This is a genomic window from Pseudomonas sp. EA_35y_Pfl2_R111, from assembly GCF_963970955.1.
GTDB lineage: Bacteria > Pseudomonadota > Gammaproteobacteria > Pseudomonadales > Pseudomonadaceae > Aquipseudomonas.
The window spans coordinates 1161573-1177368 of the sequence record NZ_CAXAOM010000001.1 but is presented as its reverse complement, the minus strand read 5'-3'; the positions used below and the strand labels follow the sequence as shown (position 1 = coordinate 1177368).

Below are 15796 nucleotides of genomic sequence, written 5' to 3'. Positions count from 1 at the left end.
GCGGGCTGAAGTGCTGGGCATTCTAGCCGCGCGGCTTATAAAGGCTCAACGCGCAGGGCGTCATTCAGGCGAATTATGCCCCCTTGTAGCACGCGCGCAGTAATTCCGCCGTGGCCGCGCATGGCCTGAAAGGTGCCAAGCCCCAGGCGTTCTTCCAGTTTTGCGCAGGGTTGGCACCAGCCAGTGGTTTCCAGAATCGCCTGGCCGAGGCGAAAACGCCGGCCTTTGAGGCTGAACAGGTTGATGCCGCTGATGGCGATATTGCGGCGTAGTTCAGGCGCGCTGATTGGCTGTTCGGCAGGTCGGCCCATCAATGCGCTGATCACCGCCAAATGTTCCCACTGGATCAGGGTGACCTGCCTGGCATTGCGTGGCCCTGGCCGGCTGTGGTCGCCGGTGAGGCCGGCTTCGCGGCGCGCTTCGACGGCCTCCAGCTCGATCATGTCTGCGCGCGAGGCGGGGCGCACGCCAATCCAGCGAACGCAGCCTTGTTGCGGCACGGCTGCGAGCAACTCATGCAAAGGGCTCACAAGCTGATGCCTACATCAAACAGCACCGAGCGACCAAGGTTATTGCGCAGGAAATCTGGCGCATCTGGGTGGGCAAATAACACGCGGGCGAAGGTCGGACCGACCAGAGACAACGAGCGCCAACCCTGGCGGAGAAACTCGGTCGGTGGCGGGAAGTGGCTGTTGAAGTCCGGCACCGCGCGTTTCAGGTTGACGTAGGCGAGCAGGTCTAGCTCGCCCAGGTCGAGGCCGCGCTCTTTATAGTTGTGGGCTTTCTTGCGCAGGGTTGGCGTCAGCCGCTGTTGCAGTTCGGCTGCGGCTATACGCCGTGGTTTGGCCTCGCGGCGCACCAGTTGGCTGAGGGAAAACGCGCTGCGGCGCCGCTCCAGTTCGGCGCGCCATTCATCATTAAGGCGGCGACCTTCGTCGAGGACGAAGAACACTTCAAAGCTGGCCTCACGGAACAATACGTCAGGCGGTTCATGGTCGGCGGCGTTGAACTCGTCCAGGCGGTGGCTGACATTCAGCGCTTGCAGCAGGCGTTGGCAAACCCAGCGCTCGCGCTCCCACTTGCGCGCGTTGGAGAGAAAGGCGTTGGCTTGTTCGGCCTGATGCGTCAGCAGGCGTAGGTAATCTGAGTCGTCCATGAGCTCAGCTTAGCCTGCGCGGTTGGGTTGTTGGTACCCCTCTGCGACGCTTGTTGCGGGCTTTTCATGCGTTGCTGGAGGCGGCAGTTGTAGACTGCGCAAGTCGGCCACGATGGCTTGGAGGTTGTTCCACATGATTGCTGCGCACGTATTGTCGTCTACCAGTCAGATACTGGGTTGGCTGATTTATCTACCGCTGCTGTGCTGGGCGATCTGGCGTGCGCCCTGGGTCGAGTTATGCAGTGATCTGCGCCGCCAACATCTGCTTTGCGGCACGGCGCTGGCGCTATTTGTGCTGTGGCTGGTGCGCCGCGATTTCGACTCGGGCTTGTCCTATCACTTTATCGGCATGACGGCGGTCACCCTGTTGCTGGATTGGCCGTTGGCCATGCTGGTGGGGCTGATTGCCCAGCTGGGATTGCTGGCGCTGGGCCGGCAGGACTTGGCCGCGCTGGGCGTCAATGGTGTGCTGCTGGTGGTCATTCCTGTGTGGGTGACCGAGGCCTGCGCGCTTTGGGTTGAGAGAAAGCAGCCGCGCAATCTGTTCGTCTACATCTTCTGCAGTGGCTTCTTCGCTGCAGCACTGGCGGCCTTGCTGTGTATTGCGGCCGCCTTCACCTTGCTCTGGATAGATGGGCTGTTTCCAATGCCGCCCTGGCTGGAGGATTTTATCGGCTACCTCTGGCTGGTGATTTTCCCCGAGGCCTTTATCAACGGCATGCTGGTTACGGCGCTGGTGGTGTTCTATCCGGATTGGTTGGAAACCTTCAATCGCACACGCTATCTGGCCGCGCCCTGGAAGGATGATGATCTGCCGCGCTGATGGCGTGCCCTTCAGCGTTTCGATTGCGTTGCGTGGGTTGATTCAGATCAAGCTGCGCGAACGGCTATCCGCGATCTTTCACCTATCAATAGGGAGGGCGTGAGATGGGTGTGCATCAATGGGCAAGGCAGGCAATCGAGCAAAGCTTGCAGGGCGTCGAGGCGCAGGGTTTTGATCAGGCTATGGCGCTGCGGGCATTGCTTAGCGCCGTGGTCGAACGTAGCCGGGCAGGGCGCAGCGCGGCGGATCTGGCCGCAGAGCTGCAGTTCCTCGCTGACAATCTGGATGACGAGCGCGATTACAGCTTTATGCGGCCGTGAATATCAGTGCTCGCGCGGCGGCAGCTCGCCAGAGAACAGATCGTCTTCCAGCGGGTTGCCGGCAATCGCGTGTTCTTCCGAAGCCCAGGCGCCGAGGTCGATCAGCTTGCAGCGTTCAGAGCAGAATGGCCGACTCGGGCTTTGCGGGCCCCACTCGACGGGTGCGTTGCAGGTGGGGCAGGCGACTAGGGTTGGCGTACTCATGCTTGGCCTCCGCGTAGGTTCAGGTAAAAGGCGTGGAGTCGTTCCACTTCGGCTCGCAGCCAGGGCAAGTCTTGATCATTAACCAGCACATCATGAGCGTGGCGCAGGCGCTCTTCACGGCTGGCCTGGGCTTTGAGAATGGCTTGCACCTGCTCGCTGGAGCTCTGGTCCCGGGCCATGGTGCGCTGCATTTGCAGTTGCTCAGGGGCGTCCACCACCAGTATGCGCTGGGTCAATTTGTGCTGGCCGGATTCAACCAGCAGCGGCGAAACCAGAATGGCATAGGGCGATTCTGCACGCGCCAGGTACTGGATGATTTCCTGGCCGATCAGTGGATGCAGCAGGGCTTCGAGCCAGCGGCGCTCGGCGGCGTCGGAAAAAATCCGGCTGCGCAGCGCCGCGCGATCAAGCTGGCCGTCGGCCTGCAACACATCGCTGCCGAAGTGCTCGGCGATCTTTGTCAGCGCCGGCTTACCAGGCTCAACCACCCAGCGTGCCGCATGGTCAGCGTCAACCAAATGCACGCCAAGATCAATAAAGTGCTGGGCCACAGCGCTCTTGCCGCTGCCAATGCCGCCGGTAAGGCCAAGAATCCAGGGTTTTTTCGTCAATGTGCGCGCTCGTGTCGGTCATCCAGGGGCGCGATTGTAGTGCAGCTGCCTGGCTGCTGGCGAACGGTAGGGCCGGGCCATGCCCGCAAGGCGTATGGGGTTTCGACGTGTCGTTGTGAGTTACAGCAGTTCGTAGGATAGGTTAGGTGCATGTCGGCGGGCTGTCACGTTGTGCGTGGTCGGGCGCGCTGCAACCCATCAGCGGTATAGGCTGATTAACGCATGATGGGTATCGCTGCGCTCAACGCCATCCTACGGGTGTTGACTCATCACAAGCCACAAACCTAGAACCCGGCGATCTGCAGATAGCTGGAAGTGATTTGCTCACCCCAAAGCAAGGCAATCCAGCCGGCAATCGCCAAATAAGGGCCGAAAGGGATAGGCGTGCTGGTTTCAGCGTTACGCAGGCGCAGCATGACCAGCCCCAACACTGTACCAACCAATGACGACAGCAATATTGTCAGCGGCAACACCTGCCAACCACCCCAGGCACCGAGCATGGCCAGCAACTTGAAGTCGCCATAACCCATACCTTCCTTGCCAGTTACCAGCTTAAACAGCCAGTACACAGACCAGAGGCTCAAGTAGCCAGCAATAGCGCCCCATAGTGCATCCTCCAAGCTGGTAAATAAGCCAAAGCTATTGGCAATCAAGCCGAGCCACAGCAGTGGTAGCACCAGCGAGTCTGGCAGCAGCTGATGATCAATATCGATCAGGCTCATCGCCAGCAAGCCCCAGGTCAGCAGCAACATCGCGCCCGCCTGCCAGGTAAAACCGAAGTGCCAGGCAATAAAGGCCGACAACAAGCCGCAAGCCAACTCAATCAGTGGGTAGCGCATGCTGATAGGCGCTTTACAGCTTGAGCACTTACCACGCAGAAACAGGTAGCTGATAACCGGAATATTTTCCCACGGCTTTATTTCATGGGAGCAGTGCGGGCAGCTTGAATTGGGTAATACCAGATTGAATGGTGCTGCCGGGGGCTCGTCGGACAGCTCCAATATTTCACGGGCCTGCTCGCGCCAATCGCTCTGCATCATTTTGGGCAACCGATAAACCACCACATTGAGGAAGCTGCCAATCAAAAGACCCAGCAGTAGACCTACACAAACAAAGGCCGGCAAATTGCCGGCCAGAAGATTAGTAAGGGTCATCAACTATCCGCCTACTACTTGGCCGAGTTGGAAGATTGGTAGATACATGGCGATAATCAGGCCGCCCACCAGTACACCCAATACCGCCATTATCATCGGCTCTATCAGCGTGGCCATGTTATCGACCATGTTATCCACATCGTCTTCATAGAAGGTGGCCACCTTGTCGAGCATGGCATCAAGTGCTCCAGATTCTTCACCAATGGCGGTCATTTGCACTGCTAGGCTCGGAAATACTCCGGTTGAGCGCATTGCAAAGTTCAGTTGCACGCCGCTGGAAACATCTAGCTTGATCTTATTGACTGCGTTTTTGAAGACGATATTACCGGTTGCGCCGGATACCGAATCGAGCGCTTCCACCAAGGGCACTCCCGCAGAGAAGGTGGTGGACAACGTGCGGGCATAACGTGCGACTGCTGATTTATAGAGAATGTCGCCAACAACCGGTAATTTCAGCAGTGAGCGATCCAGCCAATTGCGAAAGCCCTCTGAACGCTTGCGCGCTTCTTTAAAGATAAAGGCAAAGGCAAACAGGGCGACCGTGATCAAAAACCACCATTTTTGTAACCCTTTCGATAGAGCCACGACCATCTGAGTAAAGGCGGGTAGTTCAGCGCCAAAGCCTTTGAATACATCTTCAAACGCTGGCACAACCTTGAGCAGCAAAATGGTGGTGACAATAACCGCGACTACGATGACCGAGATCGGGTAGGTCATGGCCTTTTTGATTTTGGCTTTAAGGGCTTCGGTTTTCTCTTTGTAGGAAGCTACTCGCTCGAGCAGTGTTTCCAGTGCGCCGGATTGCTCGCCGGAGTCCACCAAATTGCAGTATAGGTCATCGAAATATTGCGGTTGTTTGCGCAGAGCTGAGGCAAAGGAGTTACCGGCGGCCACCTGCTGTTTCAGGTCGTCCACAAGCTTGCGCATATTGGGGTTCTCAAAACCTTCGCTGATGATGTCGAAACTCTGCAGCAGCGGTACGCCGGCCTTCATCATGGTGGCCATTTGCCGGGTAAACAGGGCGATATCCAGCGGTTTGATCTTTTTCCCGGCGCTGAACAATGAGGCAGCTTTTTTGCGCACTTTGGTTGGGTTGACGCCCTGCTTGCGTAACTGTGCCTTTACCAAGGCTGGGTTTGCGCCGCTTAACTCTCCCTTGACTTTCGCGCCTTGCTTGTTAGTGCCTTCCCAAACGAAGGTGCTATTTTTTAGTGTATTTGTCGTCGCCATGGGTTAGTCCTTGGTCACGCGGTTGACTTCGGCGAGGCTCGTTACGCCCTGCATGGCCTTTAGCAGCGCCGAGGTTCGTAGGTCATTAAAGCCGTCTTTGCGCATCTGGATGGAAATATCGATAGAGTTTCCTTCCTCCATGATAATCCGTTGCAGGGCTGGCGTGTTTTTAACCACTTCATAAATCCCGACACGACCTTTATAGCCGCCATTGCAGTTTTCACAGCCTGCGGGTTCGTAAATCTTGAATTTGCCGATTTGGTCTTCCGGGAAGCCTTCTTCAAGTAGGGCTTCCCGAGGGATATTGATTTCCTTCTTGCAATTGCTGCACAGCTTGCGCGCCAGACGCTGGGCGATGATCAGGTTGACCGACGTGGCGATATTGAAGGAGGGCACGCCCATATTGCGTAGGCGGGTCAGGGTTTCTGCCGCGCTATTGGTATGCAAGGTAGACATCACCATATGCCCTGTTTGCGCGGCTTTAATGGCGATGGATGCGGTATCTAGGTCGCGAATCTCGCCAACCATGATGATATCCGGGTCCTGGCGCAGAAAGGATTTCAGGGCGGCGGTAAAGTCCATACCTTGCTTGGGGTTGACGTTGACCTGGTTAATGCCCTCTAGGTTGATCTCGACCGGGTCTTCCGCTGTAGAAATATTTACGTCCACGGTGTTGAGGATGTTGAGGCCGGTATAGAGGGATACTGTCTTGCCCGAGCCGGTAGGGCCGGTGACCAGGATCATGCCCTGGGGTTGTTTGAGAGCAGTCATATACAGGTCTTTTTGCGACTCCTCATAGCCCAGGGCGTCGATGCCCATTTGTGCGCTGGCAGAGTCGAGAATTCGCATCACAATTTTCTCGCCCCATAGGGTTGGGCAGGTGCTGACGCGAAAATCGATGGATTTAGTCTTGGATATGCGCATTTTAATGCGGCCATCCTGCGGGCGGCGGCGCTCGGAAATGTCCAGTCCTGCCATCACTTTTAGTCGTGCGGAAATACGTGGAGCTAACTGGATCGGTGGGCGGGCAATCTCTTGTAGGATGCCGTCGGTGCGAAAGCGTACTCGGTAGGTCTTCTCATATGGTTCGAAGTGCAGGTCGGATGAGCCCATCTTGATCGCATCCAGCAGCATCTTGTTGACGAAACGCACCACCGGGGCATCGTCTGCCGAGTTGCCATCACCGGCGTCTTGGCCATCGTCATTAACCGCTTCTACATCAAGCCCATCCAGGTCGACATCACCCAGGTCTTCCATGCCGCTATTGGCACTGTCGAAAAATTTCTCGATGGCTTCGCCGAGTTTGTCATCCTCGACCAGAATGGCCTCGGTATTCATCCCGGTGCTGAACTGGATATCGGTAACCGACTGGTGGTTGGTGGGGTCGGATACGGCTAAGAATAGCTTATTGCCGCGCCGCCAGAGTGGTAGTGCTCGGTGTTGGCGTACCAGCTTTTCCGCAACTAAATCCTTGGGTTGGCTATCTTTGTCGATCGTATTTAGGTCGATAAAAGGCACGCCAAACTGTTCGCTAGCCAGATCGGCCAGCGCCCGGCTTTTAACCAGCTTGTTCTGCACCAGATAAGTCACTAGCGACAGCTTATTGCGCTGGGCCTGTTGTTGGGCTTGTTGGGCAGTTTTTTCATCCAGTAGCTCGGCCAGCACCATTTGCTTGGCCAGGCCTGTAAGGGTGACGTGATCGTTCATCGCAGGCTCCATAACAATGCCTGCGTTATAGCCTAGTTGCCTTAGGCTGCCAAATACGGCGGATGCGGGTGACGAAAAATGGCAGTTAGTGCCTTGCCTGTGCGTATGTGACGCTCTAGCTAGTTATGCCAGGGCTTGGCCGGCAGACTTGTAGAAGTTGGCATGTTGCCTGCATTGCATGATGCAGGTCGCTGGACCTGTCCATATTTCGGAGAGAATGATTATGAAAGCTCAAGCTCAAAAAGGTTTTACCCTGATCGAACTGATGATCGTGGTGGCGATCATCGGTATTTTGGCTGCTATCGCACTGCCGGCTTATCAGGATTACACCAAGTCGGCTGGTAACAAAGCCTGTCTGGCTGAAGCCAAAGGCCATTCTGGCGCTGTACTGGTTTATCTTTCCAATGGCAGCACGGGTACCGCTCCAGTGCACACCGCGCAAGCCTGCAATTCGCAAATTCCTAACACCTCTGCAGACTTCACCGTTGTTGCCAAGGCCCCAGGTGATGCAACTATTACTTGTACCGAAAGCGCTTCCTGCTCCCTGCCATAATCGGATCGGATTGATTTGTAGAGTGGGGTCGCCTAAGGCGCTTCCACTCTATGCCGGTTATAAAAAAGGCCTCGCTTTATGCGGGGCATTTTTTTCAGTCACGTTAAAGGGCGTCCTGTCTCTCGCAGCCTGATGCCTATTGCTTCAAGGAGATGCACATGCAGGATCAAGTGCAGAAAGGTTTCACCCTTATTGAATTGATGATCGTCATTGCGGTTATCGGTATCTTGGCTGCTATTGCACTACCGGCCTATCAGAACTACACCGTCAAATCGGCAAACAATGCCTGCCTGATTGAGGCAAAAGGCTATGCTAATGACGCTCTGGTGAGATTGAATAGTTCCGAAAGCCCCGCAGTTGCCGTTAATGGTGCCTGTTCTGCCTATGTTGGTGCTGGCGCTACCTTGACCCTGGTCGGCTCTTTTACAGCTACTCCCCGTACTCCCGGCACTGGTACAGTAACCTGCAATCTAGCCTCCGGTGGAGCCTGCACTCATAACTGAAGCTTTTTCTTGCGCAATAACGAGGTTGCATAGGGCCGGGCGACGAAAGTGCGGCCATGCTGCCCGTTAATCATCTCAGAGGCTTAGCCGCATCGACAAATCCACCGCCCTGACATCCTTAGTCATTGCGCCAATCGACACGTAATCTACCCCGGTCTCGGCAATCCCCCGCAAGGTACTTTCATTCACTCCGCCCGAGGCTTCGAGTTTTGCCTGGCCCTGAGTGAGCGCGACAGCTTCGCGCATCTCGTCCCGGCTCAGTTCATCTAGCATGATGATATCAGCTCCGGCATCCAGTGCCTGGCGCAGCTCCCCTAGGCTTTCCACTTCGACTTCCACCGGCTTGCCGGGGGCAATCTTGTGGGCGGCGGCTACTGCTTGGGTAATACCGCCGCAGGCGGCGATATGGTTTTCCTTTATAAGGAAGGCGTCATACAGGCCGATGCGGTGGTTGTGGCAACCGCCTTGGGTTACGGCGTATTTCTGCGCCAGGCGCAGGCCGGGTAGGGTTTTGCGGGTGTCGAGCAGTTTGACGGCGGTGCCTTGCACTAGGTCGGCATAGTGCTGGCAGCGGGTGGCCACGCCTGAGAGTGTTTGCAGAAAATTCAGGGCGCTGCGCTCGCCGCTGAGCAGGGCGCGGGCGGGGCCTTCGAGTTCAAACAGTACCTGATTGGGTTCGGCGCGTTGGCCGTCCTGGATATGCCAGTGCACGGCGACCCGTGGGTCGAGTTGGCGAAATACCGCGTCTACCCAGGCGGTGCCGCAGATTACCGCGGACTCGCGGGTGATGACCTTGGCATGCGCCAAGCGCTCGGCGGGGATCAGTTGGGCGGTGATATCGCCGCTGCCAATATCCTCTGCCAGTGCACGGCGCACATTGGCCTCGATTTCGTTGGCGAGGTCGGCGAGGATAAGGTTAGGCATGATGAGCTCCAGTCAGCAGAATGCGCCGATTATAGGGATTGATAGCTGTTTGCGCAGTGTTCTCTGGCGGCTGTGAGGCTATGCTGGTGAAGGTTCTTCGTTGGCTGTATGCGCCGATATGTATAGGATTGTTGCGTTGGTCGTATGCAGGTAGCCGTTGGGAAGCTGTGGTGCTGCATCTGTGACGCGGGTCATGTCTGAAGGAAAAGTCCGCTTGGTATGCGCGCGCGCATCCCTATAATGGCTTTACTTTTTAGAATTGTTGACGCCAGGCCTTTGACGTTACGGATGACGCTCAGTTGATCGCTGTGCAGATCGGTTCGCCCAAGAGGGGCAGTCTGCAGGAGACTCGCAATGAAGACTGATGCGAACGTGGTTCACCTGAATAAGGTGGCCTCTGAGCAATCGCCCACCTCGCCGGTAGGAAGACTGCCTGTGGCGCTGACAAATGTGCGTGACAAAGCGGCGCAACAGCTGAAAACGGCGTTGCAGGCGCTGTTCGACAATGCGGACGATACGCTGTTCGAGATGGCTGATCGTGCCACCAGCAATACCGAGCAGAATGCTTTCTTTGAGGCGATGCGCGATCTGCGCTTGAAGCGCAAAAATATCGAGCGTGGCTTTCTGCAGAAGGTCTTCGAAGCCTTCGCCACCCTGAATCAATATGAGATCGGCAAGCCTGCACCCTTAGATGCGGTGTCGTTTGACAGCCTGTCGCTGGTGCAGAACGACGCGCTGGAAGAATCGGTGGCGCTGGATTCTATGGTCGCCAAGGTCATGAGCCGAGATGCTACGGCGCTCGGTCACCTGACAACGCGCTTCAACGCCATGGTCAGCAAGAAGCTGGATGACAAGACCAATCCCGTCGGTCCTGCCAGCCTCTGCGAATTCTTCCTTGATGCTTGCAGCAGCCTGGGTGTCGAGATCCGGGTCAAGCTGATCATCCTTAAGCTGTTCGAGAAGTATGTACTTAGTGACCTCGATCAGCTGTATGCCGAGGCCAACCAGGCATTAATCGCGGCCGGTGTGTTGCCTGAGCTTAAATCCGCCCCTGCGCGGCGTAATCCTTCGCGCGCCAGCGCATCGACCAGCAGCAGCCGGCAGGACGCATCGCCAGAACTATCGGCGGAGTTTGCCGATGAAGGTGTGCAGGAGGTATTCGGCGCATTGCAGGAGCTGCTGTCCCAGGCTCGCGGCACGCTGGTGCCTCGACGCAATCGGCCGGCGGACGCCATGCCGATCTCCAGCAATGACCTGATGCGCCTGCTCTCGCATATGCAACAGCGTGCGCCCGCGCAGGTCAGTGATGACTTTGATTTGCGTGAGCAGTTGGAAGGTTTGCTGACCCGTGCCAGTGCCAAAGCCGGCAAGGCGCGGGTAGTCGGTGAGGTTGATGAAGACGTTATCAACCTAGTGTCGATGCTATTTGAATTTATTCTCGACGACCGCACCTTGCCGGACTCGCTCAAGGCGCTTATCGGACGCTTGCAGATCCCGATGTTGAAAGTGGCGGTGATCGACAAAACCTTCTTCAGCCGCGGCAGCCACCCGGCCCGCCGTTTACTCAATGAAATTGCTTCTGCTGCCCTGGGTTGGGGTGAGCAGGACGATGCGCAGCGCGACAGCCTGTATCAAAAGATCGAGCAGGTGGTGCAACGTCTGCTCAATGATTTTGTCGATGATCCGGTGATCTTCTCCGAACTGCTGGCAGAGTTCCTGGCATTCACCGGTGATGAGCGCCGTCGTAGCGAATTGCTTGAGCAGCGCACCCGCGATGCCGAAGAGGGCAGTGCCAAGGCTGCATTGGCGCGGCGTGAAGTCGAACAGGCGCTGAATGAGCGTTTGCTCGGCAAGACCTTACCGGAAGTAGTGGTGCGTCTGCTGCAGGAAGCCTGGAGCAAGGTGCTGATGTTGACCTGCCTGAAGCACGGCATTGATTCAGCCGAGTGGCAGGCTGCGCTGACGACTATGGACGATCTGGTCTGGAGTGTTGAGCTGCACGAAGAGCCGGAAGCGCGTATGCGTCTGTTGGAGATGGTACCGGGGTTGCTCAAGGCGCTGCGTGAAGGTATGGCCAGCGCCGCTTTTGATCCGTTCTCCACCGGTGAATTCTTCAGCCAGCTGGAAGCTTTGCATGTGCAGGCCTTCCAGCGCTTCAAGCGCAGCCTGCCGGAAGAAAACCCACAAGGCGATGCGCCAGCGCTTGCTGAAATCGATGAAGAGCAGCGCGCTGCTTTGGCCGAGGCCGGTATCGAGTTGCCATTGCTGGAGCTGCCGGCGGCGGAAGTGGTTGAAGAGCCAGCGATGGTCGAGGTAGTCGAAGAGATCATTCTGCTGGCGCCTGGCGAACTGCGTGCCGCTGAGCCGGAAGCTAGCCTGCCGGATGACGATGAGTCGCTGCTGCAGGTTGATAACCTGCGGGTCGGCAGCTGGGTCGAGTTTCAGGAAGATGAAGAGCATAAGCTGCGTTGCAAGCTGGCGGCGGTTATCAAGCCAACCGGCAAGTACATCTTCGTCAACCGTACCGGTATGAAGGTGCTGGAGAAAACCCGTATGGGCCTGGCCGTGGAGTTCCGCCGCAGTGCGATTCGCCTACTTGATGATGCGCTGCTGTTTGATCGGGCGCTGGAGTCGGTGATCGGCAACCTGCGTAAGCTCAAAGGCGCTTGATCGACTTGCCTTGATGCCACGACAACGCCGCCGGGCTTATTGCCTTGGCGGCGTTTTTGCTTCTGCATGTTTGCTCGGGTATTCGCCCTTGGCCTTGAGCAAGCGCTGCACTAGAGTGGTGGCTCGTTCAAGGAGTCTTTATGCAGTTAGATCCTTCCAGTGGCTGGTGCGATGGTATTCAGCGCTGCCCATCGCCGAATTTCAACCAGCGGCCGCTGGGGGAAGTTTCTCTATTGGTCATCCATAACATTAGCTTGCCGCCGGGGCAGTTCGGCACGGCCAAGGTGCAGGCTTTTTTTCAGAACCGCCTGGATGCGCATGAGCATCCCTATTTCGAAAGCATTGCCAGCCTTCAGGTATCCGCACATTTCTTTATCGAACGTGATGGCGTCGTAACGCAATTCGTCTCCTGTAACGAGCGCGCCTGGCATGCTGGTGTTTCGCGGTTTGCCGAACGGGAGAACTGCAATGATTTTTCCTTGGGTATTGAACTTGAAGGCACCGATGATCTGCCGTTCACGACCGCCCAGTATTCGTCTCTGATTAAGCTGATCCGCCAGCTGCAAGCTGCTTACCCGGCCATCACCCTGCAGCGCATTTGTGGCCACAGCGATATCGCGCCAGGGCGCAAGACCGATCCCGGCCCAGCATTCGACTGGCAGCGTGTGTGCATGGCATTGCAGCAAGACAAGGAACTGACATGAATTTTCTGGTGCTACTGCTGGTGCTGTGGATAGAGAAGTTCTCGTCCTGGCGTAAACCCATTCAACATGATGGCCCTTGGCTGCGCTTGTTGGTCGCAGTTGAGGGCAAGCCGCAGTGGGCTGAGCGGCCCTGGCTGACGCTGGCGTTGCTGGTGCTGTTGCCGCTACTGGCGTTGGGGCTGATTCTGCTGATGCTGGAGTCCGTGGCGTACGGCTGGTTAGCCCTGCCAGTGCATCTGCTGGTGGTGATTTACAGTCTGGGGCGTGGTGATTTGCTGACGGCGCTGGGGCCATTCCGCGACAGCTGGCGCCGTGAGGATAGCGAAGCCGCGTATCTGGTGGCGCGTCGTGATCTGGCTCTGGAGGCGGACGAAGAGGGCGAGTTGCTGCAGCGCGTGCAGGGGTATCTGGTGTGGCAGGCCTACCAGAGCTTTTTTGCGGTGATTTTCTGGTACGCGTTGCTCGGGCCGCTGGCGGCGCTGGCGTATCGGTTAATTGCCCTGGTTAGCGAGCATGCGACTCTGCCTGCTTTACGTGATGCCGCCGTACAGGTGCGTCACGGCTTCGACTGGCTGCCAGTGCGTGTGTTGGCTGCCAGCTTTGCCTTGGTGGGCAATTTTGCCGGGGTTAGCCGGACCTTGCTGCATGAGCTGCTCAGCTGGGATATCAGCGCTGCGCAGTTGGTGATCATTACCGCGAGGGCTGCTGGCGAGACGCCGGAGCCGGTGATTGGCGAAATCGGCGTCAGCAGCCTGGACGGGCTTTGGCAGTTGTTGGTGCGTGCCGCAGTGTTTTGGTACGCGGTGTTTGCCGTGTGGACCCTGCTCATCTAAGGCGTTTTATTCATTCCACAGCCAGGCCGCGCCCCGCACACCGCTGGAGTCGCCATGCCTGGCCTGCAGCAGGCGCGTGTTGACCTGATCGGAAAATACATAGCGCTGCAGCTGTGGCGCTACCTGGGAATAGAGCGCGGCGCTGTTGGACATCCCGCCGCCCAGCACAATCACATGCGGATCAATCAGGTTGATTACTGACGCCAGGCCGCGGGCCAGCTGGTCGCAGTAGCGGGCAACGGCCTGCTGCGCTGCTGGATCGCCCGCTTCTGCAGCGCTCACCAAGGCGCTTGCATCCAGGCCAAGATTGCTACGCGCCGCCCAGCCCGGACCGCTGAGAAAGGTCTCGATGCAATCCTCCAAGCCGCAATAACAGCGCCGGCTCGGACCATCCTCACTGCGGCGCCAGGGCAGCGGGTTGTGCCCCCATTCGCCGGCGATGGAGTTAGGACCGCTGAGCAGTTGCTGATGCACGACCAGACCGCCGCCGACGCCAGTACCAAGAATTACCCCGAAAACACTTGCGGCACCTCGGCCCGCGCCATCGCAGGCTTCCGAGAGAGCAAAGCAGTCGGCGTCATTGGCCAGGCGCACCGGCCGTTGCAGGCGCTGCTCAAGATCGGCCTGCAGGTCCTTACCGATCAGGCACTGCGAGTTGGCATTTTTAATTCGTCCGTGGTCGGGGGAGCGGGTGCCGGGTATGCCGACACCGACGCTGCCACGGCGACCCAGTTCGCGGTCGCAATCTTCAACTAAGCTGGCAATCAGTGCGACGGTTTTCTGGTAGTCGCCCTGCGGTGTTGGGGCGCGGCGGCGCAATACAGGCAGGCCATCTTCCAGTGCAATTATTTCGACTTTGCTACCACCCAGATCAATGCCGAGCTTTAGTGGGGTGCGCATCATTAACCTTAAGTTACAGAGGTTGAGGTCGATAAGAGGTATACATGGCGCCATGCTCGGCCGTTATTTTGTGACATTGCTCACGTTAATCTGCCCGTATTTACTCCGTTGATGCAAATGCCACAGGTCGAGCAGCAAGGGACATGCAGTCCGCCGTTTGAGATTCTGCGCGGCCGTTTTGTAACCTTACACGACAATAATTAGAACTGGAGACGTCCTGTGAAGAGCGTGTTGTATCCGGCCATCGCGCTAATGAATCGCCTCAGCTTCGGCATGAAGTTCAGTCTGATCAGTGTTCTTTTCTTTCTGCCCATGCTGGTCACCAACTTCTATCTGGTGCGTGATTCCTATCGGCAGTTCGTCAGTACCCAGGCGGCCCTCGAAAGTATTGATCTGCTCGGTCAAAGCCTGACGCTGCGGCGTAATCTTGAAGACTTCGTCGACCTTATTGAGATCAACGCGATGATTGGCCAGTCCGGCCAAGCGGGTGACCTTGTGGCGCGTCTGGTCAAGGTGCAAGACGGCCTCGGCGAAACGCTGCAAGCTATGGTCGCGGTCGTGCGCGAACCTGAGCAGGTCGAGGAATTCAACAACCAGCGTGATCAGCTGATTGCTGAGCTGGGCGCGGTGCAAGCCGAAACCTCGTTGCAGGGCAAGATTGCTTTGGCCGAAAAACTGTTGGGCAGCTCTCAGGTGTTTATCAAGCTGGTCGCCGCGCAAGCCGGTCTGAGCCAGGACCGTCAGGGCGCCGTGCGGCAGATGATCGAACTGATCACAGTGGACACGCCCAAAGTCACTGTGGCGCTTAGTGAGGGCCGTGCGGTGGGGGCCTATTCGCTAGCCCAGGGTTTTCTCAATTCATCGGCAAGTACCACATTTGACGAACTGCTGCTGGAGCTGGAAAAGCTGCATGCCGAGTATGGTTTGAACCTGCAGGCATCACTCAACAGCAGCGCGCAGGCCCGCACAGAGCTCGCCAGCCAGGCCGCGAGCAGCCTGGAAACCTTGAAAACCACAGCCGTGCTGTTTGAAGACAAGGTGGTTATCGCCGACTCGCTGGATACGCCCTGGGCGCAGTTCTACGCTGATGTCAGCGGAGCCATGGCGCAGACCTATCAGTTAAATGATGCAGTGCTGGTATTCCTCGACAAGCAATTGCAGGTACGCCTGGAGGAAAACCGTACGCAAATGGTGCTGCTGGTCGCCGCCCTGGTCGTGGTGTTCCTGCTGATTGTCTACCTGTACGGCGGCTTCTACGTATCGATTCGCACCACGTTGAAGAAGCTCGGCCAGGTAATGAATCAAGTAGCCGCCGGCGATATGACCGTAACCTTCAAGGCGCAGAGTCAGGATGAACTGGGCGAGCTGGGTCAGGTATTTAACGAGACGGTGAGCAAGATTCACCAGTTGATCGAGCGCGTAGGCCAGACCGTGGTTGAGGTCGAGCGCCAGGCGGACCGCGTGCAACAGGTCTCCGGTGAGAGTAACCAGGCGGTCGCCGGAC

Annotated in this window: 15 protein-coding genes and 2 pseudogenes; 8 read left to right on the top strand and 9 right to left on the bottom strand. The window is 57.3% G+C overall.

The annotated features are described in order from the left end of the window. Nucleotides 1–35: 35 nt before the first annotated feature. A complete protein-coding gene (locus tag AACY25_RS05720; protein ID WP_339523051.1) occupies nucleotides 36–530 on the bottom strand; it encodes an MOSC domain-containing protein in 495 nt (164 codons plus the stop codon). After that, nucleotides 527–1156 carry a DUF1780 domain-containing protein gene (locus AACY25_RS05715; RefSeq protein WP_339523050.1) on the bottom strand — a complete coding sequence of 210 codons (630 nt, stop codon included), beginning with the start codon at nucleotides 1154–1156 and terminating at the stop codon, nucleotides 527–529. The genes AACY25_RS05720 and AACY25_RS05715 overlap by 4 nt, the downstream gene beginning before the upstream one ends. 133 nt (nucleotides 1157–1289) lie before the next feature. Between AACY25_RS05715 and AACY25_RS05710 the strand changes: the two genes are divergently transcribed. Together AACY25_RS05710 and AACY25_RS05705 are read left to right on the top strand one after the other, a co-directional pair. Next, complete coding sequence (locus AACY25_RS05710) at nucleotides 1290–1979, top strand: energy-coupling factor ABC transporter permease (RefSeq protein ID WP_339523049.1); 690 nt, start codon at nucleotides 1290–1292, stop codon at nucleotides 1977–1979. Nucleotides 1980–2083: 104 nt separating this feature from the next. Continuing rightward, complete coding sequence (locus AACY25_RS05705; protein ID WP_305589770.1) at nucleotides 2084–2299, top strand: hypothetical protein; 216 nt, start codon at nucleotides 2084–2086, stop codon at nucleotides 2297–2299. Nucleotides 2300–2302: 3 nt separating this feature from the next. Here the strand turns inward: AACY25_RS05705 and yacG are convergent, their stop codons facing one another. From yacG to pilB, 5 genes are all read right to left on the bottom strand, one after another. Beyond that, nucleotides 2303–2503, bottom strand: a complete 201-nt coding sequence (gene yacG, locus AACY25_RS05700; RefSeq protein WP_305589768.1) for a DNA gyrase inhibitor YacG — start codon at nucleotides 2501–2503, stop codon at nucleotides 2303–2305. After that, on the bottom strand, nucleotides 2500–3114 hold the full coding sequence (gene coaE, locus AACY25_RS05695; RefSeq protein ID WP_339523046.1) for a dephospho-CoA kinase: 615 nt from the start codon (nucleotides 3112–3114) through the stop codon (nucleotides 2500–2502). Before coaE ends, yacG begins: the two co-directional genes overlap by 4 nt. 284 nt (nucleotides 3115–3398) lie before the next feature. Continuing rightward, the gene (locus tag AACY25_RS05690; protein ID WP_339523045.1) at nucleotides 3399–4268 is read right to left on the bottom strand and encodes a prepilin peptidase; all 870 of its coding nucleotides are present in this window, start codon (nucleotides 4266–4268) and stop codon (nucleotides 3399–3401) included. A 3-nt stretch (nucleotides 4269–4271) separates the two neighbouring features. Further along, nucleotides 4272–5498: a type II secretion system F family protein gene (locus tag AACY25_RS05685; RefSeq protein ID WP_339523044.1), complete on the bottom strand. Its 1227-nt coding sequence runs from the start codon at nucleotides 5496–5498 to the stop codon at nucleotides 4272–4274. A 3-nt stretch (nucleotides 5499–5501) separates the two neighbouring features. Next, nucleotides 5502–7205 carry a type IV-A pilus assembly ATPase PilB gene (gene pilB / locus AACY25_RS05680; protein ID WP_339523042.1) on the bottom strand — a complete coding sequence of 568 codons (1704 nt, stop codon included), beginning with the start codon at nucleotides 7203–7205 and terminating at the stop codon, nucleotides 5502–5504. Nucleotides 7206–7428: 223 nt separating this feature from the next. Between pilB and AACY25_RS05675 the strand changes: the two are divergent. Both AACY25_RS05675 and AACY25_RS20915 read left to right on the top strand, forming a co-directional pair. Continuing rightward, nucleotides 7429–7537 (top strand): annotated as a pseudogene (locus AACY25_RS05675) (prepilin-type N-terminal cleavage/methylation domain-containing protein); the annotation flags it as partial. A gap of 379 nt (nucleotides 7538–7916) precedes the next feature. After that, a complete protein-coding gene (locus AACY25_RS20915) occupies nucleotides 7917–8261 on the top strand; it encodes a pilin (protein WP_445262116.1) in 345 nt (114 codons plus the stop codon). A gap of 75 nt (nucleotides 8262–8336) precedes the next feature. On the opposite strand, the gene nadC is transcribed toward AACY25_RS20915, so the two are convergent. Continuing rightward, the gene (gene nadC / locus AACY25_RS05665; RefSeq protein WP_339523040.1) at nucleotides 8337–9185 is read right to left on the bottom strand and encodes a carboxylating nicotinate-nucleotide diphosphorylase; all 849 of its coding nucleotides are present in this window, start codon (nucleotides 9183–9185) and stop codon (nucleotides 8337–8339) included. Nucleotides 9186–9539: 354 nt separating this feature from the next. Here nadC and AACY25_RS05660 point away from each other — a divergent pair, with 354 nt between their 5' ends. The 3 genes from AACY25_RS05660 to ampE all read left to right on the top strand — a co-directional run bounded on the left by AACY25_RS05660 (nucleotide 9540) and on the right by ampE (nucleotide 13392). Then, the gene (locus AACY25_RS05660) at nucleotides 9540–11855 is read left to right on the top strand and encodes a DUF1631 domain-containing protein (protein ID WP_339523039.1); all 2316 of its coding nucleotides are present in this window, start codon (nucleotides 9540–9542) and stop codon (nucleotides 11853–11855) included. Between the two features lie 140 nt (nucleotides 11856–11995). Next, nucleotides 11996–12559: a 1,6-anhydro-N-acetylmuramyl-L-alanine amidase AmpD gene (ampD, locus tag AACY25_RS05655; RefSeq protein WP_339523038.1), complete on the top strand. Its 564-nt coding sequence runs from the start codon at nucleotides 11996–11998 to the stop codon at nucleotides 12557–12559. Further along, complete coding sequence (gene ampE, locus AACY25_RS05650) at nucleotides 12556–13392, top strand: regulatory signaling modulator protein AmpE (RefSeq protein WP_339523036.1); 837 nt, start codon at nucleotides 12556–12558, stop codon at nucleotides 13390–13392. Before ampD ends, ampE begins: the two co-directional genes overlap by 4 nt. 6 nt (nucleotides 13393–13398) lie before the next feature. Here ampE and AACY25_RS05645 read toward each other — a convergent pair whose 3' ends face one another. Then, entirely contained in the window at nucleotides 13399–14292 is an 894-nt protein-coding gene (locus tag AACY25_RS05645; RefSeq protein WP_339523034.1) for an ROK family protein, read from the bottom strand. 252 nt (nucleotides 14293–14544) lie between these two features. Here AACY25_RS05645 and AACY25_RS20910 point away from each other — a divergent pair. Beyond that, nucleotides 14545–15684: pseudogene (locus AACY25_RS20910) on the top strand (HAMP domain-containing protein); the annotation flags it as partial. Nucleotides 15685–15796: the final 112 nt, after the last annotated feature.

Coding starts and splice junctions, on each gene's coding strand:
- AACY25_RS05645 (WP_339523034.1), bottom strand. CDS start 14,292: ATGCGCACCCCACTAAAGCTCGGCATTGATCTGGGTGGTAGCAAAGTC.
- ampD (WP_339523038.1), top strand. CDS start 11,996: ATGCAGTTAGATCCTTCCAGTGGCTGGTGCGATGGTATTCAGCGCTGC.
- AACY25_RS20915 (WP_445262116.1), top strand. CDS start 7,917: ATGCAGGATCAAGTGCAGAAAGGTTTCACCCTTATTGAATTGATGATC.
- AACY25_RS05685 (WP_339523044.1), bottom strand. CDS start 5,498: ATGGCGACGACAAATACACTAAAAAATAGCACCTTCGTTTGGGAAGGC.
- ampE (WP_339523036.1), top strand. CDS start 12,556: ATGAATTTTCTGGTGCTACTGCTGGTGCTGTGGATAGAGAAGTTCTCG.
- pilB (WP_339523042.1), bottom strand. CDS start 7,205: ATGAACGATCACGTCACCCTTACAGGCCTGGCCAAGCAAATGGTGCTG.
- nadC (WP_339523040.1), bottom strand. CDS start 9,185: ATGCCTAACCTTATCCTCGCCGACCTCGCCAACGAAATCGAGGCCAAT.
- yacG (WP_305589768.1), bottom strand. CDS start 2,503: ATGAGTACGCCAACCCTAGTCGCCTGCCCCACCTGCAACGCACCCGTC.
- AACY25_RS05715 (WP_339523050.1), bottom strand. CDS start 1,156: ATGGACGACTCAGATTACCTACGCCTGCTGACGCATCAGGCCGAACAA.
- AACY25_RS05660 (WP_339523039.1), top strand. CDS start 9,540: ATGAAGACTGATGCGAACGTGGTTCACCTGAATAAGGTGGCCTCTGAG.
- AACY25_RS05710 (WP_339523049.1), top strand. CDS start 1,290: ATGATTGCTGCGCACGTATTGTCGTCTACCAGTCAGATACTGGGTTGG.
- AACY25_RS05690 (WP_339523045.1), bottom strand. CDS start 4,268: ATGACCCTTACTAATCTTCTGGCCGGCAATTTGCCGGCCTTTGTTTGT.
- AACY25_RS05705 (WP_305589770.1), top strand. CDS start 2,084: ATGGGTGTGCATCAATGGGCAAGGCAGGCAATCGAGCAAAGCTTGCAG.